The sequence below is a fragment of the Streptomyces sp. NBC_01198 genome, assembly GCF_036010485.1.
Taxonomy (GTDB): domain Bacteria; phylum Actinomycetota; class Actinomycetes; order Streptomycetales; family Streptomycetaceae; genus Actinacidiphila.
On record NZ_CP108568.1, the window covers coordinates 2,493,871 to 2,511,829 of the forward strand.

Annotated in this window: 19 protein-coding genes and 2 pseudogenes; 6 read left to right on the plus strand and 15 right to left on the minus strand. The window is 70.6% G+C overall.

The window, feature by feature from the left end; genetic code table 11:
* Window positions 1-83 precede the first annotated feature (83 nt).
* Entirely contained in the window at window positions 84-1,514 is a 1,431-nt protein-coding gene (locus tag OG702_RS11060) for an MFS transporter (RefSeq protein WP_327288684.1), read from the minus strand.
* A gap of 68 nt (window positions 1,515-1,582) precedes the next feature.
* Between OG702_RS11060 and OG702_RS11065 the strand changes: the two genes are divergently transcribed.
* Window positions 1,583-1,888, plus strand: coding sequence for an ArsR/SmtB family transcription factor (locus OG702_RS11065; RefSeq protein WP_327288685.1), 306 nt, complete (start codon window positions 1,583-1,585; stop codon window positions 1,886-1,888).
* Window positions 1,889-2,132: 244 nt separating this feature from the next.
* Here the strand turns inward: OG702_RS11065 and OG702_RS11070 are convergent, their stop codons facing one another.
* Entirely contained in the window at window positions 2,133-2,954 is an 822-nt protein-coding gene (locus OG702_RS11070; RefSeq protein ID WP_327288686.1) for an NmrA family NAD(P)-binding protein, read from the minus strand.
* Between the two features lie 87 nt (window positions 2,955-3,041).
* On the opposite strand from OG702_RS11070, the gene OG702_RS11075 reads away from it, so the two are divergent.
* Complete coding sequence (locus OG702_RS11075; RefSeq protein ID WP_327288687.1) at window positions 3,042-3,464, plus strand: winged helix-turn-helix transcriptional regulator; 423 nt, start codon at window positions 3,042-3,044, stop codon at window positions 3,462-3,464.
* A gap of 27 nt (window positions 3,465-3,491) precedes the next feature.
* Here OG702_RS11075 and OG702_RS11080 read toward each other — a convergent pair.
* Window positions 3,492-3,695: pseudogene (locus OG702_RS11080) on the minus strand (IS30 family transposase); the annotation flags it as partial.
* A gap of 567 nt (window positions 3,696-4,262) precedes the next feature.
* Between OG702_RS11080 and OG702_RS11085 the strand changes: the two are divergent.
* Window positions 4,263-4,483: pseudogene (locus tag OG702_RS11085) on the plus strand (transposase); the annotation flags it as partial.
* A 13-nt stretch (window positions 4,484-4,496) separates the two neighbouring features.
* On the opposite strand, the gene OG702_RS11090 reads toward OG702_RS11085, so the two are convergent.
* The 3 genes from OG702_RS11090 to OG702_RS11100 form a co-directional block, all read right to left on the minus strand.
* Window positions 4,497-5,330, minus strand: coding sequence for a transposase family protein (locus OG702_RS11090; RefSeq protein WP_327288688.1), 834 nt, complete (start codon window positions 5,328-5,330; stop codon window positions 4,497-4,499).
* A 196-nt stretch (window positions 5,331-5,526) separates the two neighbouring features.
* Window positions 5,527-6,357 carry a ferritin-like domain-containing protein gene (locus OG702_RS11095; RefSeq protein ID WP_327288689.1) on the minus strand — a complete coding sequence of 277 codons (831 nt, stop codon included), beginning with the start codon at window positions 6,355-6,357 and terminating at the stop codon, window positions 5,527-5,529.
* Window positions 6,354-7,142: a ferritin-like domain-containing protein gene (locus OG702_RS11100; RefSeq protein ID WP_327288690.1), complete on the minus strand. Its 789-nt coding sequence runs from the start codon at window positions 7,140-7,142 to the stop codon at window positions 6,354-6,356. Before OG702_RS11100 ends, OG702_RS11095 begins: the two co-directional genes overlap by 4 nt.
* Before the next feature lie 334 nt (window positions 7,143-7,476).
* Between OG702_RS11100 and OG702_RS11105 the strand changes: the two genes are divergently transcribed.
* The gene (locus tag OG702_RS11105) at window positions 7,477-7,899 is read left to right on the plus strand and encodes an arsenate reductase ArsC (RefSeq protein WP_327288691.1); all 423 of its coding nucleotides are present in this window, start codon (window positions 7,477-7,479) and stop codon (window positions 7,897-7,899) included.
* Window positions 7,900-8,015: 116 nt separating this feature from the next.
* Here OG702_RS11105 and OG702_RS11110 read toward each other — a convergent pair whose 3' ends face one another.
* The 4 genes from OG702_RS11110 to OG702_RS11125 all read right to left on the minus strand — a co-directional run bounded on the left by OG702_RS11110 (window position 8,016) and on the right by OG702_RS11125 (window position 10,624).
* Window positions 8,016-8,219, minus strand: coding sequence for a cold-shock protein (locus OG702_RS11110; protein WP_327288692.1), 204 nt, complete (start codon window positions 8,217-8,219; stop codon window positions 8,016-8,018).
* A 149-nt stretch (window positions 8,220-8,368) separates the two neighbouring features.
* Complete coding sequence (locus tag OG702_RS11115) at window positions 8,369-8,623, minus strand: SCO5918 family protein (protein WP_442814380.1); 255 nt, start codon at window positions 8,621-8,623, stop codon at window positions 8,369-8,371.
* Between the two features lie 84 nt (window positions 8,624-8,707).
* Complete coding sequence (locus tag OG702_RS11120; protein ID WP_327288693.1) at window positions 8,708-10,246, minus strand: DEAD/DEAH box helicase; 1,539 nt, start codon at window positions 10,244-10,246, stop codon at window positions 8,708-8,710.
* Window positions 10,247-10,420: 174 nt separating this feature from the next.
* Window positions 10,421-10,624, minus strand: a complete 204-nt coding sequence (locus OG702_RS11125; protein ID WP_033176054.1) for a cold-shock protein — start codon at window positions 10,622-10,624, stop codon at window positions 10,421-10,423.
* A gap of 613 nt (window positions 10,625-11,237) precedes the next feature.
* Between OG702_RS11125 and OG702_RS11130 the strand changes: the two genes are divergently transcribed.
* Window positions 11,238-11,732, plus strand: coding sequence for an Asp23/Gls24 family envelope stress response protein (locus tag OG702_RS11130; protein WP_327288694.1), 495 nt, complete (start codon window positions 11,238-11,240; stop codon window positions 11,730-11,732).
* 90 nt (window positions 11,733-11,822) lie between these two features.
* Window positions 11,823-12,020: a hypothetical protein gene (locus OG702_RS11135; protein ID WP_327288695.1), complete on the plus strand. Its 198-nt coding sequence runs from the start codon at window positions 11,823-11,825 to the stop codon at window positions 12,018-12,020.
* A gap of 120 nt (window positions 12,021-12,140) precedes the next feature.
* On the opposite strand, the gene OG702_RS11140 is transcribed toward OG702_RS11135, so the two are convergent.
* The 5 genes from OG702_RS11140 to OG702_RS11160 all read right to left on the minus strand — a co-directional run bounded on the left by OG702_RS11140 (window position 12,141) and on the right by OG702_RS11160 (window position 17,944).
* Window positions 12,141-13,004, minus strand: a complete 864-nt coding sequence (locus OG702_RS11140) for a TIGR03620 family F420-dependent LLM class oxidoreductase (protein WP_327288696.1) — start codon at window positions 13,002-13,004, stop codon at window positions 12,141-12,143.
* A 134-nt stretch (window positions 13,005-13,138) separates the two neighbouring features.
* Window positions 13,139-13,888, minus strand: coding sequence for an SDR family oxidoreductase (locus tag OG702_RS11145; RefSeq protein WP_327288698.1), 750 nt, complete (start codon window positions 13,886-13,888; stop codon window positions 13,139-13,141).
* Window positions 13,889-14,045: 157 nt separating this feature from the next.
* Window positions 14,046-14,651 carry a TetR/AcrR family transcriptional regulator gene (locus tag OG702_RS11150; protein WP_327288699.1) on the minus strand — a complete coding sequence of 202 codons (606 nt, stop codon included), beginning with the start codon at window positions 14,649-14,651 and terminating at the stop codon, window positions 14,046-14,048.
* An 88-nt stretch (window positions 14,652-14,739) separates the two neighbouring features.
* Window positions 14,740-16,896, minus strand: coding sequence for an SAV_2336 N-terminal domain-related protein (locus tag OG702_RS11155; RefSeq protein WP_327288700.1), 2,157 nt, complete (start codon window positions 16,894-16,896; stop codon window positions 14,740-14,742).
* 7 nt (window positions 16,897-16,903) lie between these two features.
* A complete protein-coding gene (locus OG702_RS11160) occupies window positions 16,904-17,944 on the minus strand; it encodes an AAA family ATPase (RefSeq protein WP_327288701.1) in 1,041 nt (346 codons plus the stop codon).
* Between the last annotated feature and the right edge of the window lie 15 nt (window positions 17,945-17,959).

The following is a 17,959-nucleotide window of genomic DNA, read 5'->3' on the forward strand; positions in this document are numbered from 1 at the left end:
TCCATGATGGACATCCTCCCGGGGCAGAACCCCTGATCTCGAATGTCCGTCAAAGCGGATCAAGCGCAGTTCCTCTTGGACTGTCAGGCGTGTTCGGACAGGTTGTCGGGAGTGTCATGGGCCGATGTTGCACATGGTGCTTGGGCATTCAGGCTGCCTGTGGGCGCGGCAACGGTGGCCGGCCGTGTAAGCGCGGTCAGTAGGAGGGAGGCCGCGGCGGCGGCGGCGGCGACGACCAGACAGGTGATGAACCCGGCCCTGAGGTTGTGCGTGGCGCCGAGGAGTGGGCCGAAGGTGGCAATGCCGATGGCTGCACCGATCTGGCGGGAGGTGTTGAACACTGCGGAGGCGGCACCGTGCAGGGCGGGTTCGACGGCCGCGATGGACCGCGAGGTCATGGTGGGCACGAGCAGTCCCGAGCTGAACCCGGCGGGAAGAAGCGCAAGCACCAGTGGCCACAGCGCGGGTGAGGTACTGGCCCAAGCCATCGCGAGGAACGTGGTGGTCAGGACGGCCTGGCCGATGCCCAGAACAGCGCGACGTCCGATGCGTTGGGCGAATGGGGCGGCGCAGACGCTGCCGATCGAGATGAGGCCGGTCAGAGGCAGAAACAGCAGCCCGCTGACCAGGGAGCTGAGCCCGCGGCCTTGCTGGAGCATCAGGCTCATCGCGAACAGCAGCCCGTAGAAGGCAAAGTTGAACAATGCGCCTTGTGCGGCTGTTGCGACGAATCCGCGGTCAGAGTAGACGCCCGGCGGCAAAAGTGGTGTCCGGGTGGACCGTTCGGCCCAGACGAAGCCGGCGAGCCCGGCTCCGCTCAGCGCGGCGGAGGTGATGGCCATGGGGCTCAGCCAACCCTGCGTGGGGGCTTCGATGAGCGCGAAGACCAGCCCGCCGATCAGTACGGTCGCGGCGCCCATGCCGGCGATGTCGAGGCGCCGACTGCCACGCGCGATGGCAGGCATCGAGCGAATGCTCCAGACTGCGGCGGGGATCCCGATGACCACGTTGACGGCGAACACGGCCCGCCAGTCGGCGAGCGCGACGAGCGCCCCGCCCAACAGCGGTCCAGCGGCCATTCCGATGCCCCCTGCAGCGGCCCACCAGCCGACGAGCCGGTGCCGTACTTGCTCATCGGTCGCGGATGCGGTGGCCAGGACGAGCGCACTGGGCAGAAGAAGGGCGGAGCCTGCGCCCTGGACCAGTCGGGCGACGTTGAGGACCAGCATCGAGGGGGCGGCCGCGCAGATCGCAGAGGACGCGGTGAAGACCAGCAAGCCTGTCACGAACGCCCGCTTCGCACCGAGGGTGTCCGTGATCGCGCCGGCACCGAGCATTACCGCAGCGAAGGTAAGGGTGTAGGCGTTTACAGCCCATTCCAGCTCGGAGCGGGAGGCGTGCAGGCGCGAGGCAAGTTGAGCGAGTGTGAGGTTCACGATCGTGCCGTCGACGAAGACCATGAAGGCCGCGATCAGCGCGAGCACCACGACACCACGACGGAGTTCTATAGTCATAGAACTACTTTAGAGCGAGTTCGACGTTCATGGAACAAGGGGGGTAGTCTGAAAGCCGAGGAGGAACCATGACATCGGACCCGCAGGCCTCTGCTTCTCTGGAGGTCACCACTGTCCTGCATGCCCTTGCCGACCCGGTGCGCCTGGATCTCGTCCGGCAGCTAAGTGGGTCGGACACAGCGATCGCGTGCGGCCGATTCGATACCACGGTGGCCAAGAGCACCCTCAGCCACCACTTCAAGATCCTCCGCAAAGCGGGCATCATCGCCACCCACCGTCAAGGCGGGCAAGCCCTCAACGTGCTGCGCACCGCGGAAATGGAAGCCTCGTTTCCAGGGCTGCTCCGCGCGATCCTCCCCCCGTCTCGGCCATAGTGGGAGCCGACCCCACGCCCCTGACGTATGCCCTTGCCCACCCGACTGCAGTGATGCATGAAGTGTCTTTCTGAGCAGGCACCACATGGCTGTCACGGGGAACACCGGATGCCGATCGGTTCCACGATCGGCGGACGGACGGCGGGCCTCGTCGTGGTGAGCAACTCCGTGATGACGCTCGTGGGTTCTCCCAGGACGATCACCGGGAGAAGTCATGTCGTTGCAGGACGTGTGCTGCCCGCCGTTATCTGGCTGGCCCCGGTCTCGTAGCAGAAGCGGCTGCGACAGCCGTAGCCAGTGGGTCGCAAACTGGGCGGCCGAGGACGTCAGTGAGATCGGGGCTGATGCCGTCCAGGAAGCCGTGCCGGATGCTGGTCGCAATCGAGGAGAGCATGGGCGGCTGGAACGGCAGCAACTCCGGCATCTCGTTGAGAAGCCTGCGCCGGTACTCGCCAAGGCCGATGGTCCGGTGCGGGACTCCGAGCCGGTCGGCTACGTCCGCCGCTGTGATCGGCGTGCCGACCAGATCGTAGGTGCGCCCGCTGTGTTGTGTCGGATCCGCTGAGATGATCGCCGTAGCCTCGGCGAGGTCCGCACGAGCGACCGCGGCCAGGGCACCGTCGCCGAATGCGGACTCCACCCCGTTGTCGGACCACATCAGCAGACCGCCGAAGAGTTCGGCGTAGAGGCCATTGCGCAGGATCGTCCACGGCAAGCCGCAAGCGCACACGAGCCGTTCGGTCACACGGTGTGCCAGTGCGAAACCGAGATGGTCGCCGGCATGGGTCAGGCTCGTGTAGATGACATGCCGGACGCCCTCTCGTGCGGCAGCGTCCAGGACAGCCGCGTGCCGCCCGATGACCTGGTCGTCCTCGGCATAGCCGGCGGAGATCAGCACCAGGGTCGATACACCGCCAAGGCCAATGCCGGAGTGGTCGTCGAAATCGAGCCGCCGCATCCCGTCACCCGGGGTGCGGCTGCCGCCTATAGCGGTCGCACCACGGGCACGCAGCGCTGCCAGAGTGGCCGAGCCGAGGTTCCCGTTAGCTCCGGTCACCAAGATCATGTCAGTCACAGTCTTCCGTTGTGGTTCTCTTCGGCAACTACGCTTGATCCTTATCCGCCCATGTACCAGCCACAAGGAGGCAGTTTGATGTCACCCACGCACACTGAGGTAACCGCCGCACCCGCCGACCTCGATCCCTGCGGGCACGAAGATCACCCGGACTGTGGGATCCGCGATGTCCTGGACCGCATCGGGGACAAGTGGTCGGTACTCGTGATCGTCGAACTCGCCAGCGGGCCTCGCCGCTTCCGGGAGCTGCAGCGCGCGATCGACGGAATCTCCCAGCGCATGCTCACCCTCACCGTGCGCAGACTGGAACGCGACGGACTCGTCCTCCGCACCGTGTACCCGACCGTCCCGGCCCAGGTCGACTACCGCCTTACTGAGACCGGGGCCAGCCTGACCCACCTGGTCAAAGCACTCGCCGACTGGTCTCTCACGCACCGCGCCATCATTGCCGAGGCACGACACCAGTACGACCAGACCCACACCGACCACGCCATCCGGTAGCGGGAAAGTTGCCTCACACGCGAACGTGGGAAAGTACTGCCGCAGCAGACCGTTCGTGTTCTCATTGGTGCCCCGTTGCCAGGGGCTGTGCGGGTCGGCGAAGAAGATCTGGAGTCCGGCGTCGACGCGGAGTTGGGCGTGCTGGGCCAGTTCCGTGCCCCGGTCCCACGTCAGCGATTTGCGCAGTTGCTCGGGCAGCGTCGTGATGGTGGCGGTGATCGCGTCCTTGACGGTTCAGCGTCGCCGGAGGGCTGAGGGCCGGTGTTCCAAGAGCGCGGACGATTCGAGTAGGGCATCCTGGCGGTCTCCCGTTCGCCTCCAGGCGCGCGGGGCCCGCCGCCGGAGAGACCTTGGTCGGGCGGCCTGACTCGGAGACGCGATCTGAACTATGGGAGAGGGGTGGCAAGTTGCGCTTGGCCAATGTTGGCAGGGCTCTGCTCATGGCCGTGTGGATCGATGCCCTGAACGTCTGGGAGAGCGGCATTCACGCGCGGGGTCTGGTGATCGGGGGAGTCGGTACGTTCGTCTTCGGGGTCCTGATGTACGAAGGTTTCGAGTGGCGGGACCGCCGTCGAGAGACCGGCGAATCGGGCCCGACATCGCCACTGTCCCCGGTTGGCTCAAGGTCCGGTCAAGCCAGCAGCGTTGACAGCAACGGCACGGAGGCGGATCGCTAACCTCGGGCTTTCATGAGCGGGTTGTCCGACGGGTGGTCAGGACAACAGAAAGCGCCTCTGACCAGCAAGAATGAGGATTGTCGAGATCCTTGTTCCCGCCATCGCCGGAGGCACTTCCCAGGTGAAGCAGCGTATAGGGTCCTACCCGCGTATCCGCGTTGAGGCGGTGGCCGGGAGGTGGTGTCCCAGGCCGGGGCTGTTTTGCCGATCGGAACGGCTCGCAAGGTGGGGCTTGACCAGGCGATATCGGCGGCGCTGACGCCGTGGCGACGCGCGAGGGCGGTGCACGATCCGGGCAAGATCCTGCTGGACGTGGCCCTGGCGGTCGCTCTGGGCGGAAACTGAGCCTTTTCCATCATCGGTCTGAGCTGGCCAGATGCAGGGCGAGGACGGCCTGGACGAGGGCGGTGATCCGGGTGGTGGAGCACCGGATTTTGCGCAGGAGCCGCCAGCTCTTGAGGGTCGCCATGGCCTGTTCGACGAGGGCACGGATCTTCGCGTGGGAGCGGTTCACCGCCTTCTGTCCCGGGGAGAGCGTCTCCCATCGGCCCCAGTACGGGATGCGGACCGTGCCGCCGGCGCCGCGGTAGCCCTTGTCGGCCCAGCAGGTGACGTGGGCCCGATCGAAGGCGTCGATGATGCCGTGCTCGCGGGCCGCTCGGATGTCGTGGACGGCTCCGGGCAGGGCCGGCGAGGCCCATAGCAGTCGGCCGAACGGATCGGTGAGAACCTGCGCGTTCATGCCGTGTTTCTTGTGTTTCCCGGAGTAGAAGGGCCGGTCCGCGGCGGTGCGGTCGATCGGCAGGAGCGTGCCGTCCAGGAGCACGAACGCCTTCGTCGAGGCGGTGCGGACGGCATCGGCCAGGGTGGGAGCGAGGACGGCCAGGAGGTCGACGGCCTCGGCGACATAGCGGTATGCCGTCGTGGTCCCCACGCCGAACCCGCTGGCGAGCTGGGCGTAGGTGTGTCCGACGCGCAGGTGGGCGAGGGTGAGAAGGGCTTGGCGGCCGGCGGTCAGCCGTCGCCAGCGGGAGTTGCTGGCACGGCGGTGCCGCCGCCAGCGGGAGTTGATGGCACGGCGGTGCCGCCGCCAGCGGGAGTTGATGGCACGGCGGTGCCGCCGCAACTGATCTGCAAGGAAGCGGAGAGCGGAACTGGACACGTCCACGCCGGACGGGTAGACAAGCATGCGAAGCCTCTGGTGGACACGGTTCTCTTGGTCGAAAACCCATCTACCAGGGGCTTCACCTCGCTGTCACCCCAAGTGCGCAGCTCCTTTGGCAGGTTGGAAAAGGCTCCGTGTCCGCAAAAGGCCCCCGGGCCCGTACGCATTGCTGCCCCGCCGGATCTCCGGCGGGGCAGCAATGCGTACGGGCCCGGCGTGCTCAGACGGTCAGGAGTGCGGGGCTGGCGGCCTTGTCGGTCGGGAGGAAGTCGTCGGGGACCGGGTACTGGCCGAGGACGAAGTGCAGGATCGCCGCGTGCATCGCCTCGACCGGGGCGATGGTCGCCGCGGTGGCGATACCGGCGGCGGACTTCACGTTGAAGGTGGCGAAGAGGTAGGTCTGCGCGGCCTGGTTCTCCAGCTGCAGGGCCAGTTTGGCGATGTCGGCGACCGTTGTGGCCTTGTTCAGGGCCGCGAGGGTGGCGGGCTGGTTGGACAGCGGGACGTTCGTGATCGCGGGCTTGCCCGCGCCGGTCAGCACCGCGTTCCATACCTTGGCGTGGTCGGCGTGCTGGGCCATCGCGGTGGTCACGAAGGAGGTCACGGCGGGCGGCACCGTACCGAGCGTGCCCGCCTTGGCCGCGGTCAGCGTGGACTGGTAGGCGCCGACCGCCTGGTTCTCCAGGGCCACCGCGAGGGCGACGATCTTCAGGTCACCGGTGTAGGTGCTGCCACCGGAGGAGGAGGGCGAGGTCGAGGCGGCGCCGACGCCCTTGACCGACGACGAGGTGTTCTTGTCGCTGCTGGAGCAGGCGGCCAGTGCAAGGGCTGCGGCCAGACCGCCGGCGCCGGCCAGGAAGCGGCGCCGGCCCGCGTCGAGCGGGCCGTCGCCGCTTCGGGCGCCGCGCTCGTGGACCTCCTCGGCGAGATCCACCGCACCCGCGCGCATGGCGGGCAGCGTCTCGCGGTGGGCGGATTCCATCTCGCGGGTGAGCCGGGCGAGTTGGCCCTCGGTGATCGGCAGTTCCCAGCTGTCGCGTGCGGTGGTCACTTCACGGCCCCCTCGGTGATCGGCGAGGCGTTCTTGGTCGGGTAGAAGGCGTCGGGGAAGCCGACGCTGCCGACCGCCGCGGGAAGCTTGGCGACGTCGGTCGGGATGGCGATCAGGTCGCCCAGGTTGTCGGCGAGCAGTGTCTGGACGGCGAGCAGCGTCGCCCGGTGCTGGGCCTCCACGGGGGCCACCGAGGCGAAGAGCTTGCGCAGTTGGGCGCTGCTGACCTGGCTGACGTTCTTGGTGTACGTCTGCGCCGCCACGTCCTCCAGGGTGATGGCGAGCGCCACCACGCCGGCGGAGGTCTTGAGGGTCGGCAGCGCCTTCTTCACCACCGCCGCGTACTTCGGGTCCGGGGCGTTCTGCGTCGCGCCGCCCGCCTGGGTGACCGCGGCGTTGAACGCCGACAGGTGCGCCTGGTGCTGGGTGGTGGTCTTGGTGATGAAGGCCGCGATCGTCTTGTTGCCGTTCTTGATGAACGGCAGGCCCGAGGCGGTCTGGTAGACGCTGATCGCCAGGTTCTCGATCGACGCGGCGGTCTGGAGCGCCATGACGTCGGTGTTCGACGTGGCCGCGGCGGCGCGCATCGAGGTCGTCAGGGCCGCGGCGCCGGCCGCGGCGGCGACCGTGCTGCCGCGCCGCCACCAGCGCCGCGGCTGCGGTCCAGTGGCGTCCGCGAAGTCGTCGAGCGCCGCTCGGGTGATGCGTACGGCGTCGCTGTTCAGGTCCTGCGACTGCTCGGTCAGTTCCTCGAGCAGTCGGGTGTCGAGGTGTTCTCCGCCCATCACGCCCCATCTCTCCTGGCGCCCGCTGGGACAGCAGGCGGGACGCACCAGCTTCGTGACCGTCGGCCGTCCGGGCGGGCCTCAACACGGGGGCGGGGGGAAGGTCACCCGCAAAGGTCACTCTCAAGGAGCATTAGCGGGGCCGGTGGCAGCCCGTTCGGCGAGGTGCGCCGGAAGTCCCGGCTGGACCTCGGGATACCGTCACACCGTCGTCCGCTGACGGGAGCGGGCGCTGACGCCGTGGGTGGCCCGTGCCGCCCGCGGGGCGGAAGGGCCGCTCGTGCCCGGGACCACGGAAGGGCCGCTCGTGCCCGGGACCACCGCAGGGACTGTCGTGTCCGGGACCCCGGGCGGCAGGCCGTCCGTCCTGTTCGTCTGCGTGCACAACGCAGGGCGCTCGCAGATGGCCGCCGCGTGGCTCACCCATTTGGGCGGCGACCGCGTCGAGGTCCGCTCTGCCGGGTCCGCTCCCGGCGAGGCCGTCAACCCCGCCGCCGTGGCGGCGACGGCCGAGGTCGGCATCGACATCTCGGCGGAGATCCCGAAGGTGCTGACCGCCGACGCGGTCCGCGAGTCCGACGTGTGCGTCACGATGGGCTGCGGCGACAGCTGCCCCGTCTTCCCCGGCAAGCGCTACCTGGACTGGACGCTCGACGACCCGGCCGGGCAGGGCGTCGAGGCCGTGCGCCCGATCCGCGACGCGATCAGGGTGCTCGTTGAGGGCCTGCTCGCCGAGATCGCTCCCGGGAGGTCCTGAGGACCAGTGCTCGGAGGACCAGTGCTCGGAGGACCAGTGCTCGGAGGACCAGTACCCGGAGGACCGGTCCTGAACGCATCAGGCGCGAGCACGGAGCTCGGCGCGCCCGCTCGGTGTCAGGAACAGGCGATGTTCTCCGCGCACAGCCCCTTCGGGTTCTGCGCGATGTCGAAGGTCACCCTCTGGCCCTCGGTCAGCCCGGGCAGCTCACGGTCGACGAAGTTCGAGTAGTGCGCGAAGACGTCCGTACCGACGTCCGACTGCTCGATGAAACCGAAACCTCTGGCGGAATTGAACCACTTCACCGTACCGGTGGCCATTTTGTACCTTCCTGGGCTGTCGAGGTGCGGTGGGCAGTTCTTCGCGAGTCGCGCGTCTCCGGGGGAATTCGTCGTCTGTCCGCACTCGGGCCGGGGAAAGCGGGCGCACACCGTGGGGGGGGACGGCTCGCGCGTGGAAGCGGTCTGCTTCAGCCGAGCCCGGCGGTCACGTCGGTGCTGCGGCAGGTGAAGCCGAGGCGGTGGAGGGCGCGGGTCACCTCGGCGGCGCTGAAGTCACGCCGGTCCTGGCGGGTGATGACCTCTCCCACCTGTTTGACGGGGTAGTGCCGCCGGCTGATGATCACGGACTCCCCCGTGATCAGTTCGGGCTTGACGCCCTTCATCGACGCCTGCACGTCGGACTTGGTCAGGTCGAAGGCGAAGCGGGCGATGATGCAGCGCATGGGACCTCGCAGATGAAGGGGGAGGAGGCGGGGGACGGGGCGGGAGGGAGCCGGGCGGCCGGGAGGTGCGCCGCCCGGCAGATTTCACGCCGCCGGGCTGAGGGCGCTGCGGCGCGGCGGGTTACCCGTGGCCAGGGCCGGCCGGGTGGCGCGCCTGGCCTGCGCGGGGCGGCTGCGGCGGCCGCGCGAGGACGGTGACGTGCTGCGCCTGGGGCGGTCGGCGACCGGCTCGGTGATGGTGACGGGCACACCGGAGGGGGTGCGGGCGCCGGTGATACGGCTCAGCTCGGCCTCGCCGGAGTGGATCTGGGCGCTGTGCGGGGTGATGCCGGCCGTGGCCAGCAGCCGGGTCATCTCGCGGCGCTGGCTGGGGACGACCAGGGTGACGACGCGGCCGGACTCGCCCGCCCTGGCGGTGCGTCCGCCGCGGTGCAGGTAATCCTTGTGGTCGCTCGGCGGGTCGACGTTGACGACCAGGTCGAGGTCGTCGACATGGATGCCGCGGGCGGCGACGTTGGTGGCGACCAGCACGGTCACGTGGCCGCTCTTGAACTGTGCGAGCGTGCGGGTGCGCTGCGGCTGCGACTTGCCGCCGTGCAGCGCGGCCGCCCGTACCCCGCTGTGGAGCAGGTGCGCGGTGAGCTTGTCCACGGCGTGCTTGGTGTCAAGGAACATCAGCACCCGGCCGTCGCGAGCCGCGATCTCGGTCGTCGTGGCCTGCTTGTCCGTGCTCTGCACGTGCAGGACGTGGTGCTCCATCGTGGTGACCGCGCCCGCGGAGGGGTCGACGGAGTGCACGACCGGGTCGCTGAGGTACCGGCGCACCAGCAGGTCGATGTTGCGGTCCAGCGTCGCGGAGAACAGCATCCGCTGGCCGTCCGGGCGTACCTGGTCGAGCAGGGCGGTGACCTGCGGCATGAATCCCATGTCGGCCATCTGGTCGGCCTCGTCCAGCACGGTGATGGCGACCTGGTCCAGCCGGCACGTACCGCGGTCGATGAGGTCCTTGAGCCTGCCGGGAGTCGCCACGACGACCTCGGCGCCCGCCCGCAGGGCACTGACCTGGCGGCCGATGGACATGCCGCCGACGACGGTGGTCAGCCGCAGCCGCAGGTCCCTGGCGTACGGGGTGAGCGCGTCGGTGACCTGCTGGGCGAGCTCCCGCGTCGGGACCAGCACCAGGGCCAGCGGACGGCCGGGCTCGGCGCGCTGACCGGCGGTACGGGCCAGCAGTGCCAGGCCGAAGGCCAGCGTCTTGCCGGAACCGGTGCGGCCGCGGCCCAGCACGTCGCGGCCCGCCAGGGAGTTGGGGAGCGTCGCGCCCTGGATCGGGAACGGCACGGCCATCCCCTGCCTGCCCAGTGACGTCAGCAGTGCCGCCGGCAGGTCGAGCTCGGCGAAGGTCTCCACCGGGGGCAGCGCGGGGGTCAGGGTGACGGGCAGGGCGAACTCGCCCTGCGGGGCCGAGGGCCTGCGGCCGCCGTAGCCGCCGGAGCGGGACTGGCCGCCGGAGCGGCTGGGGGCCTGGCCGCGGTAGCCGCCACGGCCTGAGCCGGAGCCGGAGCCCGAGCCGGTGGAGCGGGTACGGGAAGTTCGATCCGTCGTGCGGTATGTGCGGTTCATGGAGAACCTTTCCTCGATGCGGTACGTCGAGGAATCCCGGGCGGCTGCAAGCCGCGACCAGGAGCACAAGAACGAACCGATGGAAATGAATGTACGAAGGCCGCCGCCCTCCAAAGCAGCAGGCCGGGTCCCGCACCCCTAGGTGCGGGACCCGGCCTGCTGAACGCGTCAGCGTCAGGCGGGAACGATGTTCTCCGCCTGCGGGCCCTTCTGGCCCTGCGTGACGTCGAAGTTCACCTTCTGGCCCTCCTGCAGCTCGCGGAACCCGGACGCGGCGATGTTCGAGTAGTGGGCGAAGACGTCAGCGCCGCCACCGTCCTGCTCGATGAAGCCGAAACCCTTTTCCGCGTTGAACCACTTCACGGTGCCAGATGCCATATCACATTCTCCTTCAGGGGCAGTACCCGGAATCCGCATTGTGCGGACGCCGCGTCGCCGCGATGATTACCCCATCCGGAAAAAAACAACCGGAAATACAAAAGCGCTCCCACTGCGGATGGCGGCGAGGGCACTTGAAGTCTTTGGGAACCACAACTGCAACTGATGCAAACCTTAGCACGTGGGAGTGGTGGCGTTCAGAAATTTGATTGCCATGCCGCCGGGGACGTAAAAGGCTCACTGCGGCCCGCCGGGATTTCTGTACTTGGGACGTCAGATTTACTCATCGCCCGGGCGTATGCAGCCAGGACCCGGGGGCGGATTCCCGCCGCGGCCCCCCTCCGTTCCGCTCGGCCCGCGCCCGCCGAAGGCTCGCGGAAGATCCGACCGCATGCCGCGACGCCACTCCGAGAGCGGATATCTCCCGTGGCGGCGACAGAGTCGCCCGGCCACCCGTGCCGGCCCCGCCGTGCGGCGCAGCGTCCCGCCGGCTCCGCGCTCACCACCCGTTCGGCGGGCGGTCCGGCACCTCCTGGCCGTATCCCCGGAGCGCTACGGGACATATCGGCCTAGCGTGGCGCCTGGAGCAGTACGGACGCAGGGAGGACTCGCGATGACAGACGCTCAGCGAGGTACGCAGGAGCAGGACCGTGGCCCCTCTCCCGCCGAGGGAAGGGCAGCGGAGAAGGGCGCCTCGGGCCGTAAGGCGCTCGGCCCCCCGGCCAGTCGCGGCCGTACCACCGTCGCGGACAGCGTGGTGGAGAAGATCGCCGGCATGGCCGCCCGGGAGGTGCCCGGCGTGCACGCCATGGGTGTGGGCATGACCCGCACCTTCGGCGCGGTCCGGGACCGGGTGCCCGGCAGCAGGACCTCGGTCTCCCGCGGTGTCAAGGCCGAGGTCGGCGAGGTGCAGACGGCGCTCGACCTGGACATCGTCGTCGAGTACGGCGTCTCGATCAGCGATATCGCCCGCGAGGTGCGGGAGAACGTGATCGCGGCGGTCGAGCGGATGACCGGGCTCGAAGTGGTCGAGGTCAACATCGCGATCGGCGATGTGAAGCTCCCCGACGAGCAGGACGACGACGACGGAGAGCAGCGTGTGCAGTAGCGGGAGGCAGGGCGCCGTGCGCGCGGCCGGTCCCGCCGCGCGGGCCGCACGGCGGGCGACAGGGAGTGCCGAACCTACGGAGAGCGCCGGATGAGCTACGCGTTGGCAGGGATGATCTACGGCATCGCTCTCGGCTTCGCCGGCTGGTTCGTCGGGTTCGGCGCGTTCGTGGTCGTGGCGGTGGTCGGCGCGGTCGGCGCTCTCGCCGGCGGGTGGGCCGAGGGCGGCTTCGATCCGGTCGGTTTCTTCCGCTCGCGCGTCCTCGACCGGGACCGCGACCGGCGGTGACGATCGCCGCCGGTGCGGCCGCCGGGCGGTTGCGGTATCGCCGCGGGGTGCCCGTCAGGCGGTGCGTCGCCGCGGTGCGCAGGCCTCCCTGCGCCCCCTCGGACCCACCGCGCCGGATCCTCAGGGCCGGGCTCCGGTGAGCGGGGCGAGTGCGCGCCACTCCGGCAGCGGCATCCCCGAGCCGGCGCCCACCACGTGCAGGCAGACGTGGTCGGCGCCGGCCTGGTGGTGGGCGCGGACGCGCCTGCCGATGGCGTCGGTGTCGCCCCAGGCCACGACGCTGTCGATCAGCAGGTCGCTGCCGCCGGCGAGGTCGTCCTCGGTGAAGCCCTGGCGGCGCAGGCTCCGGGCGTAGTGGTCCATGCCGAGGAAGGCGCCGAGGAAGTCGCGTGCCGCGGTACGGGCCTTCGCCGGGTCCCGTTCGAGGACGACGGCCTGGTACGGGGCGATGAGCGGCCCGTCGCCCAGCTGCTCCCGTGCGGCGGCCGAATACTCCGGGGTGACCATGAACGGGTGCACCCCGGCGGTGCGCCGGCCCGCCAGCTCGGTCATCTTCGGGCCGAGCGCGGCCATCATCCGCTCCCCCGCCGGGACCGGCACGGGAGCCTGGTCGAGGCTGTCGAGGTAGCCGGCCATGTCGGCCAGCGGCCGGAACGGGCGTCCGGCGTCCTGGGCGGCCGCCGGGTCGCTCACGCCGAGGCCGAGCAGGTGCCGCCGGCCGTAGGCAGTCTGCAGGCGCGCGTGGCCCGCGGCCATGTCGGCCGCCGGGTGGCGCCAGATGCCGGCGACCCCGACGGCCACCCCCGCCGAGCGCGTGGCCCGCAGCAGGTGCTCGGAGTCGCCGAGGATGTCGCCGCCACCCAGGCCCGGGATCCACAGCGCGCCCCAGCCCAGCTCGTCCAGCTCGGCGGCGGCGTCGGCGATCTCGTGCGGATCCGCCATCCGCAGCTCGATGCTCCAGATCCCCGTCAGTCCCAGTCGCATGTCGTGTGGCCCATCGTCGAAGGTTTGTCGCCGGCTGTCGGTGGTGACCGCCCACCGGCCGCGGAGCCCGCACGGCACGGCGGCGTTCCGTTCCGTGAGCCGGCTCCCGGCCCGGTGGGGGGCGGGGGCGGTGGCTAGACCTGATTGGTTCCGCCGTCGGCGAAGAGCTCGATGCCGGTGACGAAGGAGCTCTGGTCGGAGGCGAGGAAGAGGACGGCGGCGGCGGCCTCGTCCGGCCGTCCGATGCGGCCCAGCGGGATGGACCCGACCAGGTGGGACTTGAGCTGCTCGGCGCCCTCGGGGTCGGCGGCGAGGCCGTCGATGCCGGGGGTGTCGATCGTGCCGGGGCTGAAGGCGTTGACCCGGATCGAGCGGCCCTTGAGCTCGGCGGCCCAGGTGCGGGCGAAGGAGCGGATCGCGGCCTTGGAGGCCCCGTAGACGCCGAAGGCCTCGTTGCCGACGCTGCCCGCGGTGGAGGACGTCAGGATGACCGAGGCGCCGTCGTTCAGCAGCGGCAGCGCCTTCTGGACGGTGAAGAGGGTGCCCCTGACGTTGATGCCGAAGGTCTCGTCGAAGTGCTTCTCGGTGACCTGCTCCAGGGTGGCGAACTCGCCGACGCCCGCGTTGGCGAAGAGCACGTCGATACGGCGGTCCCGCTCGGCCACGGCCGCGTAGAGCCGGTCCAGGTCGGCCAGGTCGGAGATGTCGCTCCGCACGCCGACCGCGTTGTGGCCGATCCTGGCCGTGGCCGCGTCGAGTGCCTCCTGGCGGCGGCCGGTGATGAAGACGTACGCGCCCTCCGCAGCGAAGCGCTCCGCGGTGGCCAGGCCGATGCCGGTGGTGCCGCCGGTCACGACGGCCGTCTTGCCCTCAAGCTGTCCCATGGTGGTGCTCCTCGTGGCGCGAACAGGATTTTTACTGGTCACTAAAAAACTAGGTCAGCCAGGGACGCATGTCAAACAGCGGGTGAGGTGTGCCTGCCGGACGCCGTTCAGGCGGGCGGCCGCGGGGACGAAGCGCCCGCCGGCGCCGGGGGCGCGGTCAGGAGGAGGCCGGCTGCCGCGGCCAGACGGTCATGGCTATGTCCACGATCTGATGCAGCTGCTCCCGGGTCGCGCCGCTCGCCGCCTGGACGGCGACTCCCTGGTAGACGGTCGCGAAGTAGCGTGCGAACCCTTCCGGGTCGTGACCAGCGGGGAGTTCACCGCTGCTGGCGGCCTGCTCCAGCCGCCCGCGCAGCGCCGCCTCGCCGGCGGCCCGGCGCGCCACCAGCTCGTCCCGCGCGGCCTCGGCGCCGGGCGAGCACGCCAGCGCGCCCTGCACGGTGATGCACCCGCGCGGGTGGTCGGGACTGGTCGTCGCGTCGGCGGCGCCGTGCAGCAGGGTCTCCACGGCGGCCCGCGCCGACGGCTCCTCGAACGCCTCGCGGATGTAGCCGGCCGGGCCGTCGGCGTAGCGGTCGAGGGCCTTGCGGAACAGCTGCTCCTTGTTCCCGAAGGCGTTGTAGAGGCTGGGCGCGTTGTTGATGCCCATCGCCTTGAGCAGGTCGGAGATCCCGGTGCCTTCGTAGCCCTGCCGCCAGAACACCTCGAGCGCCCGGTCGAGAGCGGCGTCACTGTCGAAGGTGCGTGGTCGTCCCCCTGCCATGGCCGCCTCCCGGTTCCGCGTCGAATTTATAGTCACTGCTAAACTACACCGGCCGGCAGCCATCCGCCGGGCACGGCGGCACCGCACGTCATCCGCCAGGGCTCTCCAAGACGTGCCACCAGGACTCGAACCAGTCGGCGGTCTCCTGGCGCTGCTCTTCCGGCTGGGCGTACAACGGGCTGTCGCCGCCCTCCTCGGGGAGGTAGAAGTACGAGGTCAGGACGGTGGTGCGACCACTGAGCAGGTAGAGGACGGCCAAGGGCAGCCCGGCCGATTCCCGTACCTCGATGGTGACGTCCACGGGAGTGCCCCGCAGCGGCTCGGTCATCAGTCGCAAGGCGGTGCGGGTGTCCTGCGCCGCTGACGTGGGCGCAGCCGGCGCCGGTTCGCTCTGCCAGGTGGCGAGCACGAGCCGCACGCGCAGCGAGGCCGGAGACAGGTCGCCGCGGGAGATGCGGGTGAGCTGCGGCGACAGCGCGTTCAGCAGGGGGCCCGCGTGCGGGAGGAGCGCGTCGACAGTGATGTGGTCGACCTCGAACGCCGCGGCCATCGCGGCGATGAGGTCGATCTCGGGGCCGCCATCCAGGCCCGGCGGCCCGACCGCGGGGACGGGGTGGCCCGCGGCGCCGGGGTCGTCCGGACCGGGGCGCGGGGGCGCGGTTTCCGGCGCGCTCGGAGCGACCGCTTCGTCCGCCTCCACGCTGCGGGGGGCAGGGTCCTCGCCGGTGCGGGTGGCAAGGTCGGTGATCTCGGCGAAAGGTGCGGCGGAGGCGATGCCGCGCCCCGGCTCCCCCACCCGGATGGCGACGAAGTCGCCGCTGGCGGAGCGGGGCGCGGCCAGATACGCGCCGAGCGAGGTCTTCACGATCTGCTGGACTGCGGTGATGTCGCCGCGCAGCCGGCCGCCAAGCAGCATGTCGCGGACCCCGGGCAGGTAGCGGAACTCGAAGCGTGCCATGTCCGTGGCCGCGGTGGCCTGCCAGGCTTCGAGCAGGCCGCCGAGCGCCACTTCCGCGAGGTGCCCGTGGTCCGCCTCGGGCAGCATGACGTGCCGTACGAGGTTCATCACCGGCAAGGTGAGCGGTACGGCGGCCAGGTAGCCGGCCAGTTCCCGCGCGGTCGGCGAGGCGCTGTCCTCGAACCGGCGCAGCGCCTGCAGCGGCGTCTGCGGCGGCGCTTCGCCGGGGCCGGGCGGCGGTGCGGGGTGGTCGTCCAACGGCAGGCACGACATCTGGTGCCAGCCTCCGTCGCCGCCGACCAGGGCCGCAAGGGCCGCCAGCGACGAGGGCAGGGTGTCCACGACGGGAAGAACGGTACGCGGCGCGGTGCGCGACCGTCCGGCACGGCGGCGGGCCAGCGAGGTGGGCGCCACCTGCCAGGACGCGGTCGGCGACGCGGGCGAGGTGACGCGGAGCAACTGGGGTGCGGGACGGATCGCGGTCTGTGGCCACAGGCGTTCGGGCAGCAGGTCGAGCAGCGCCACTGCGCTGTGCGCGCTCCAGCGCTTGATCACGGCACGGAGTCGCGGGTGCTCCCAGACCTCGTGGACGGTGTCGGTGACCAGCAGGATCAGGCTGTGGCCGCCGGAGACGAGCTCCCGCGGGTCGCGCGCGGCTCCGCCGGGCGTGGCCGACACCGTGAAGGGCGTGCCGTCCGCAACGGCGGCGGGGCGCAGGAACCAGAGCCGGACGGTACGGAACAGCCCCGTCTGAAGCAGGACTTTGTGCAGGTCGGCAGCCAGCGCCCGCCACAGCGCCATGGAGTGGTGGGTGTCCACGACGAGGGTGAGGTCGAGCCACCTGCGGCGGGCCGGGCGCATGACCGGTATCAGGATCCCCTGCTCGATGCCGGCCGCCGCGGTGCGGCCCTCGTCCAGTTCGAGGGGGTTGCCGGGGATCCGGCGCGCGCCGAGGGGGCGCAGCGCGCGCATGACGCCGAGGGGGTCGTCCAGCCAGGGGGCGTGGGCCACGCGTACGGGCACGCCCCGGGCGGCGATGGCCCGCGGTGCGGTGGACGCTCCGGATGGCGGTGGCAGCACGGACGGCGCCGCCGGTTGGGTCGCGGCATACAGCGGTGTGGGCGTGGGCGGCAGGGTGCCGGCGGCTGGCTGCGACTCGGGTGGCGGGACCGTCGGGGTCCCGCCGGCTCGGCCGGCGGTGCGCGGCCGGGGCGGGACGATGCCTGCCAGCCAGAGGATGTCGGCGACTTCCTCCGGCCCGATGTCCGTACGCCGCGGGTGTGTCATCGGCGGGTCACAGCTCGGGGGCTCCCGTCAGGTGCTGGAGGATCGCGTCCAGCAGCCGTTCGGCGTCGGCCGGGCCCTCCCATACGCGGCTGAGGCGGAGTTGAATGGCGTTGAGCAGTTGGTCGGTGGCGAGGTCGCCCTCGGTCCGCCGTTCCAGGAAGGCCTCGATCAGGTCGCTCTGGGCGTCCGGGTCGATCTCCAGACGGTTCCTGACGATCTGTTCGAGCTTTCCGCGAGTCGGCGGCTGGATCTGCAGGTGGATGCAGCGACGCCTGAAGGCCGGGGGGAAGTCGCGTTCCCCGTTGCTGGTCAGCACGATGATCGGGAAGGCCGCGCAGCGCACCCAGCCGCGGTCCACGTGGGCGGTGGGGTCGGGGCTGTCGGCGGTGCCAACCCGCGGATGCGGCTCCTGGCGTGCGGCCCTGGCCAGTTCGATGACCTCGAAGGCGCCTTCCTCGAACACCGTCAGCAGGTCGTTGGGCAGGTCGATGTCGCCCTTGTCGATCTCGTCGACGAGCAGGACCCGGGGGTCCTCCTGCGGGACGAGCGCGGTGCCGAGCGGCCCGAGGCGGACGTATCCGGCTGTCGATTCGGTCTCGCGCGGGGCGTGGGCCGTCCGCGTCGCGTCGGTGCTCCTCGTCTCCAGCGCCGCGAGGTTGGCGTCGTGAAGCCGGCCGATGGCGTCGTAATGGTAGAGGCCGTCGGTCAGGCTGGTACGGCTGGTGACGGGCCAGCGCAGTACGGGTCCCAGCCCGAGGTCGGCCGCGATACTGAAGGCCAGCGTCGACTTGCCCACCCCGGGCTTTCCGGTGACCAGCAGCGGGCGGCGCAGGTACAGCGCGGTGTTGACGATGTCGGTCTCCGCGTCGTCGGGGATGTAGCCCTGGCCGCGCCGCAGGGTCTCCTGCCAGGCGGGGCCGGTGCGCGCGGGCCGGTGCTCGCGTTCGGGGCTGCCGGTGAACTGCCGCCACGGCGGGATGTGCGACCGCAGGCGTGCCAGCCGCTCGTGCGTGCTTCCCGCACCCCGGTAGATCCACCAGTCCTCCACGTTGCCCTCTCCTGT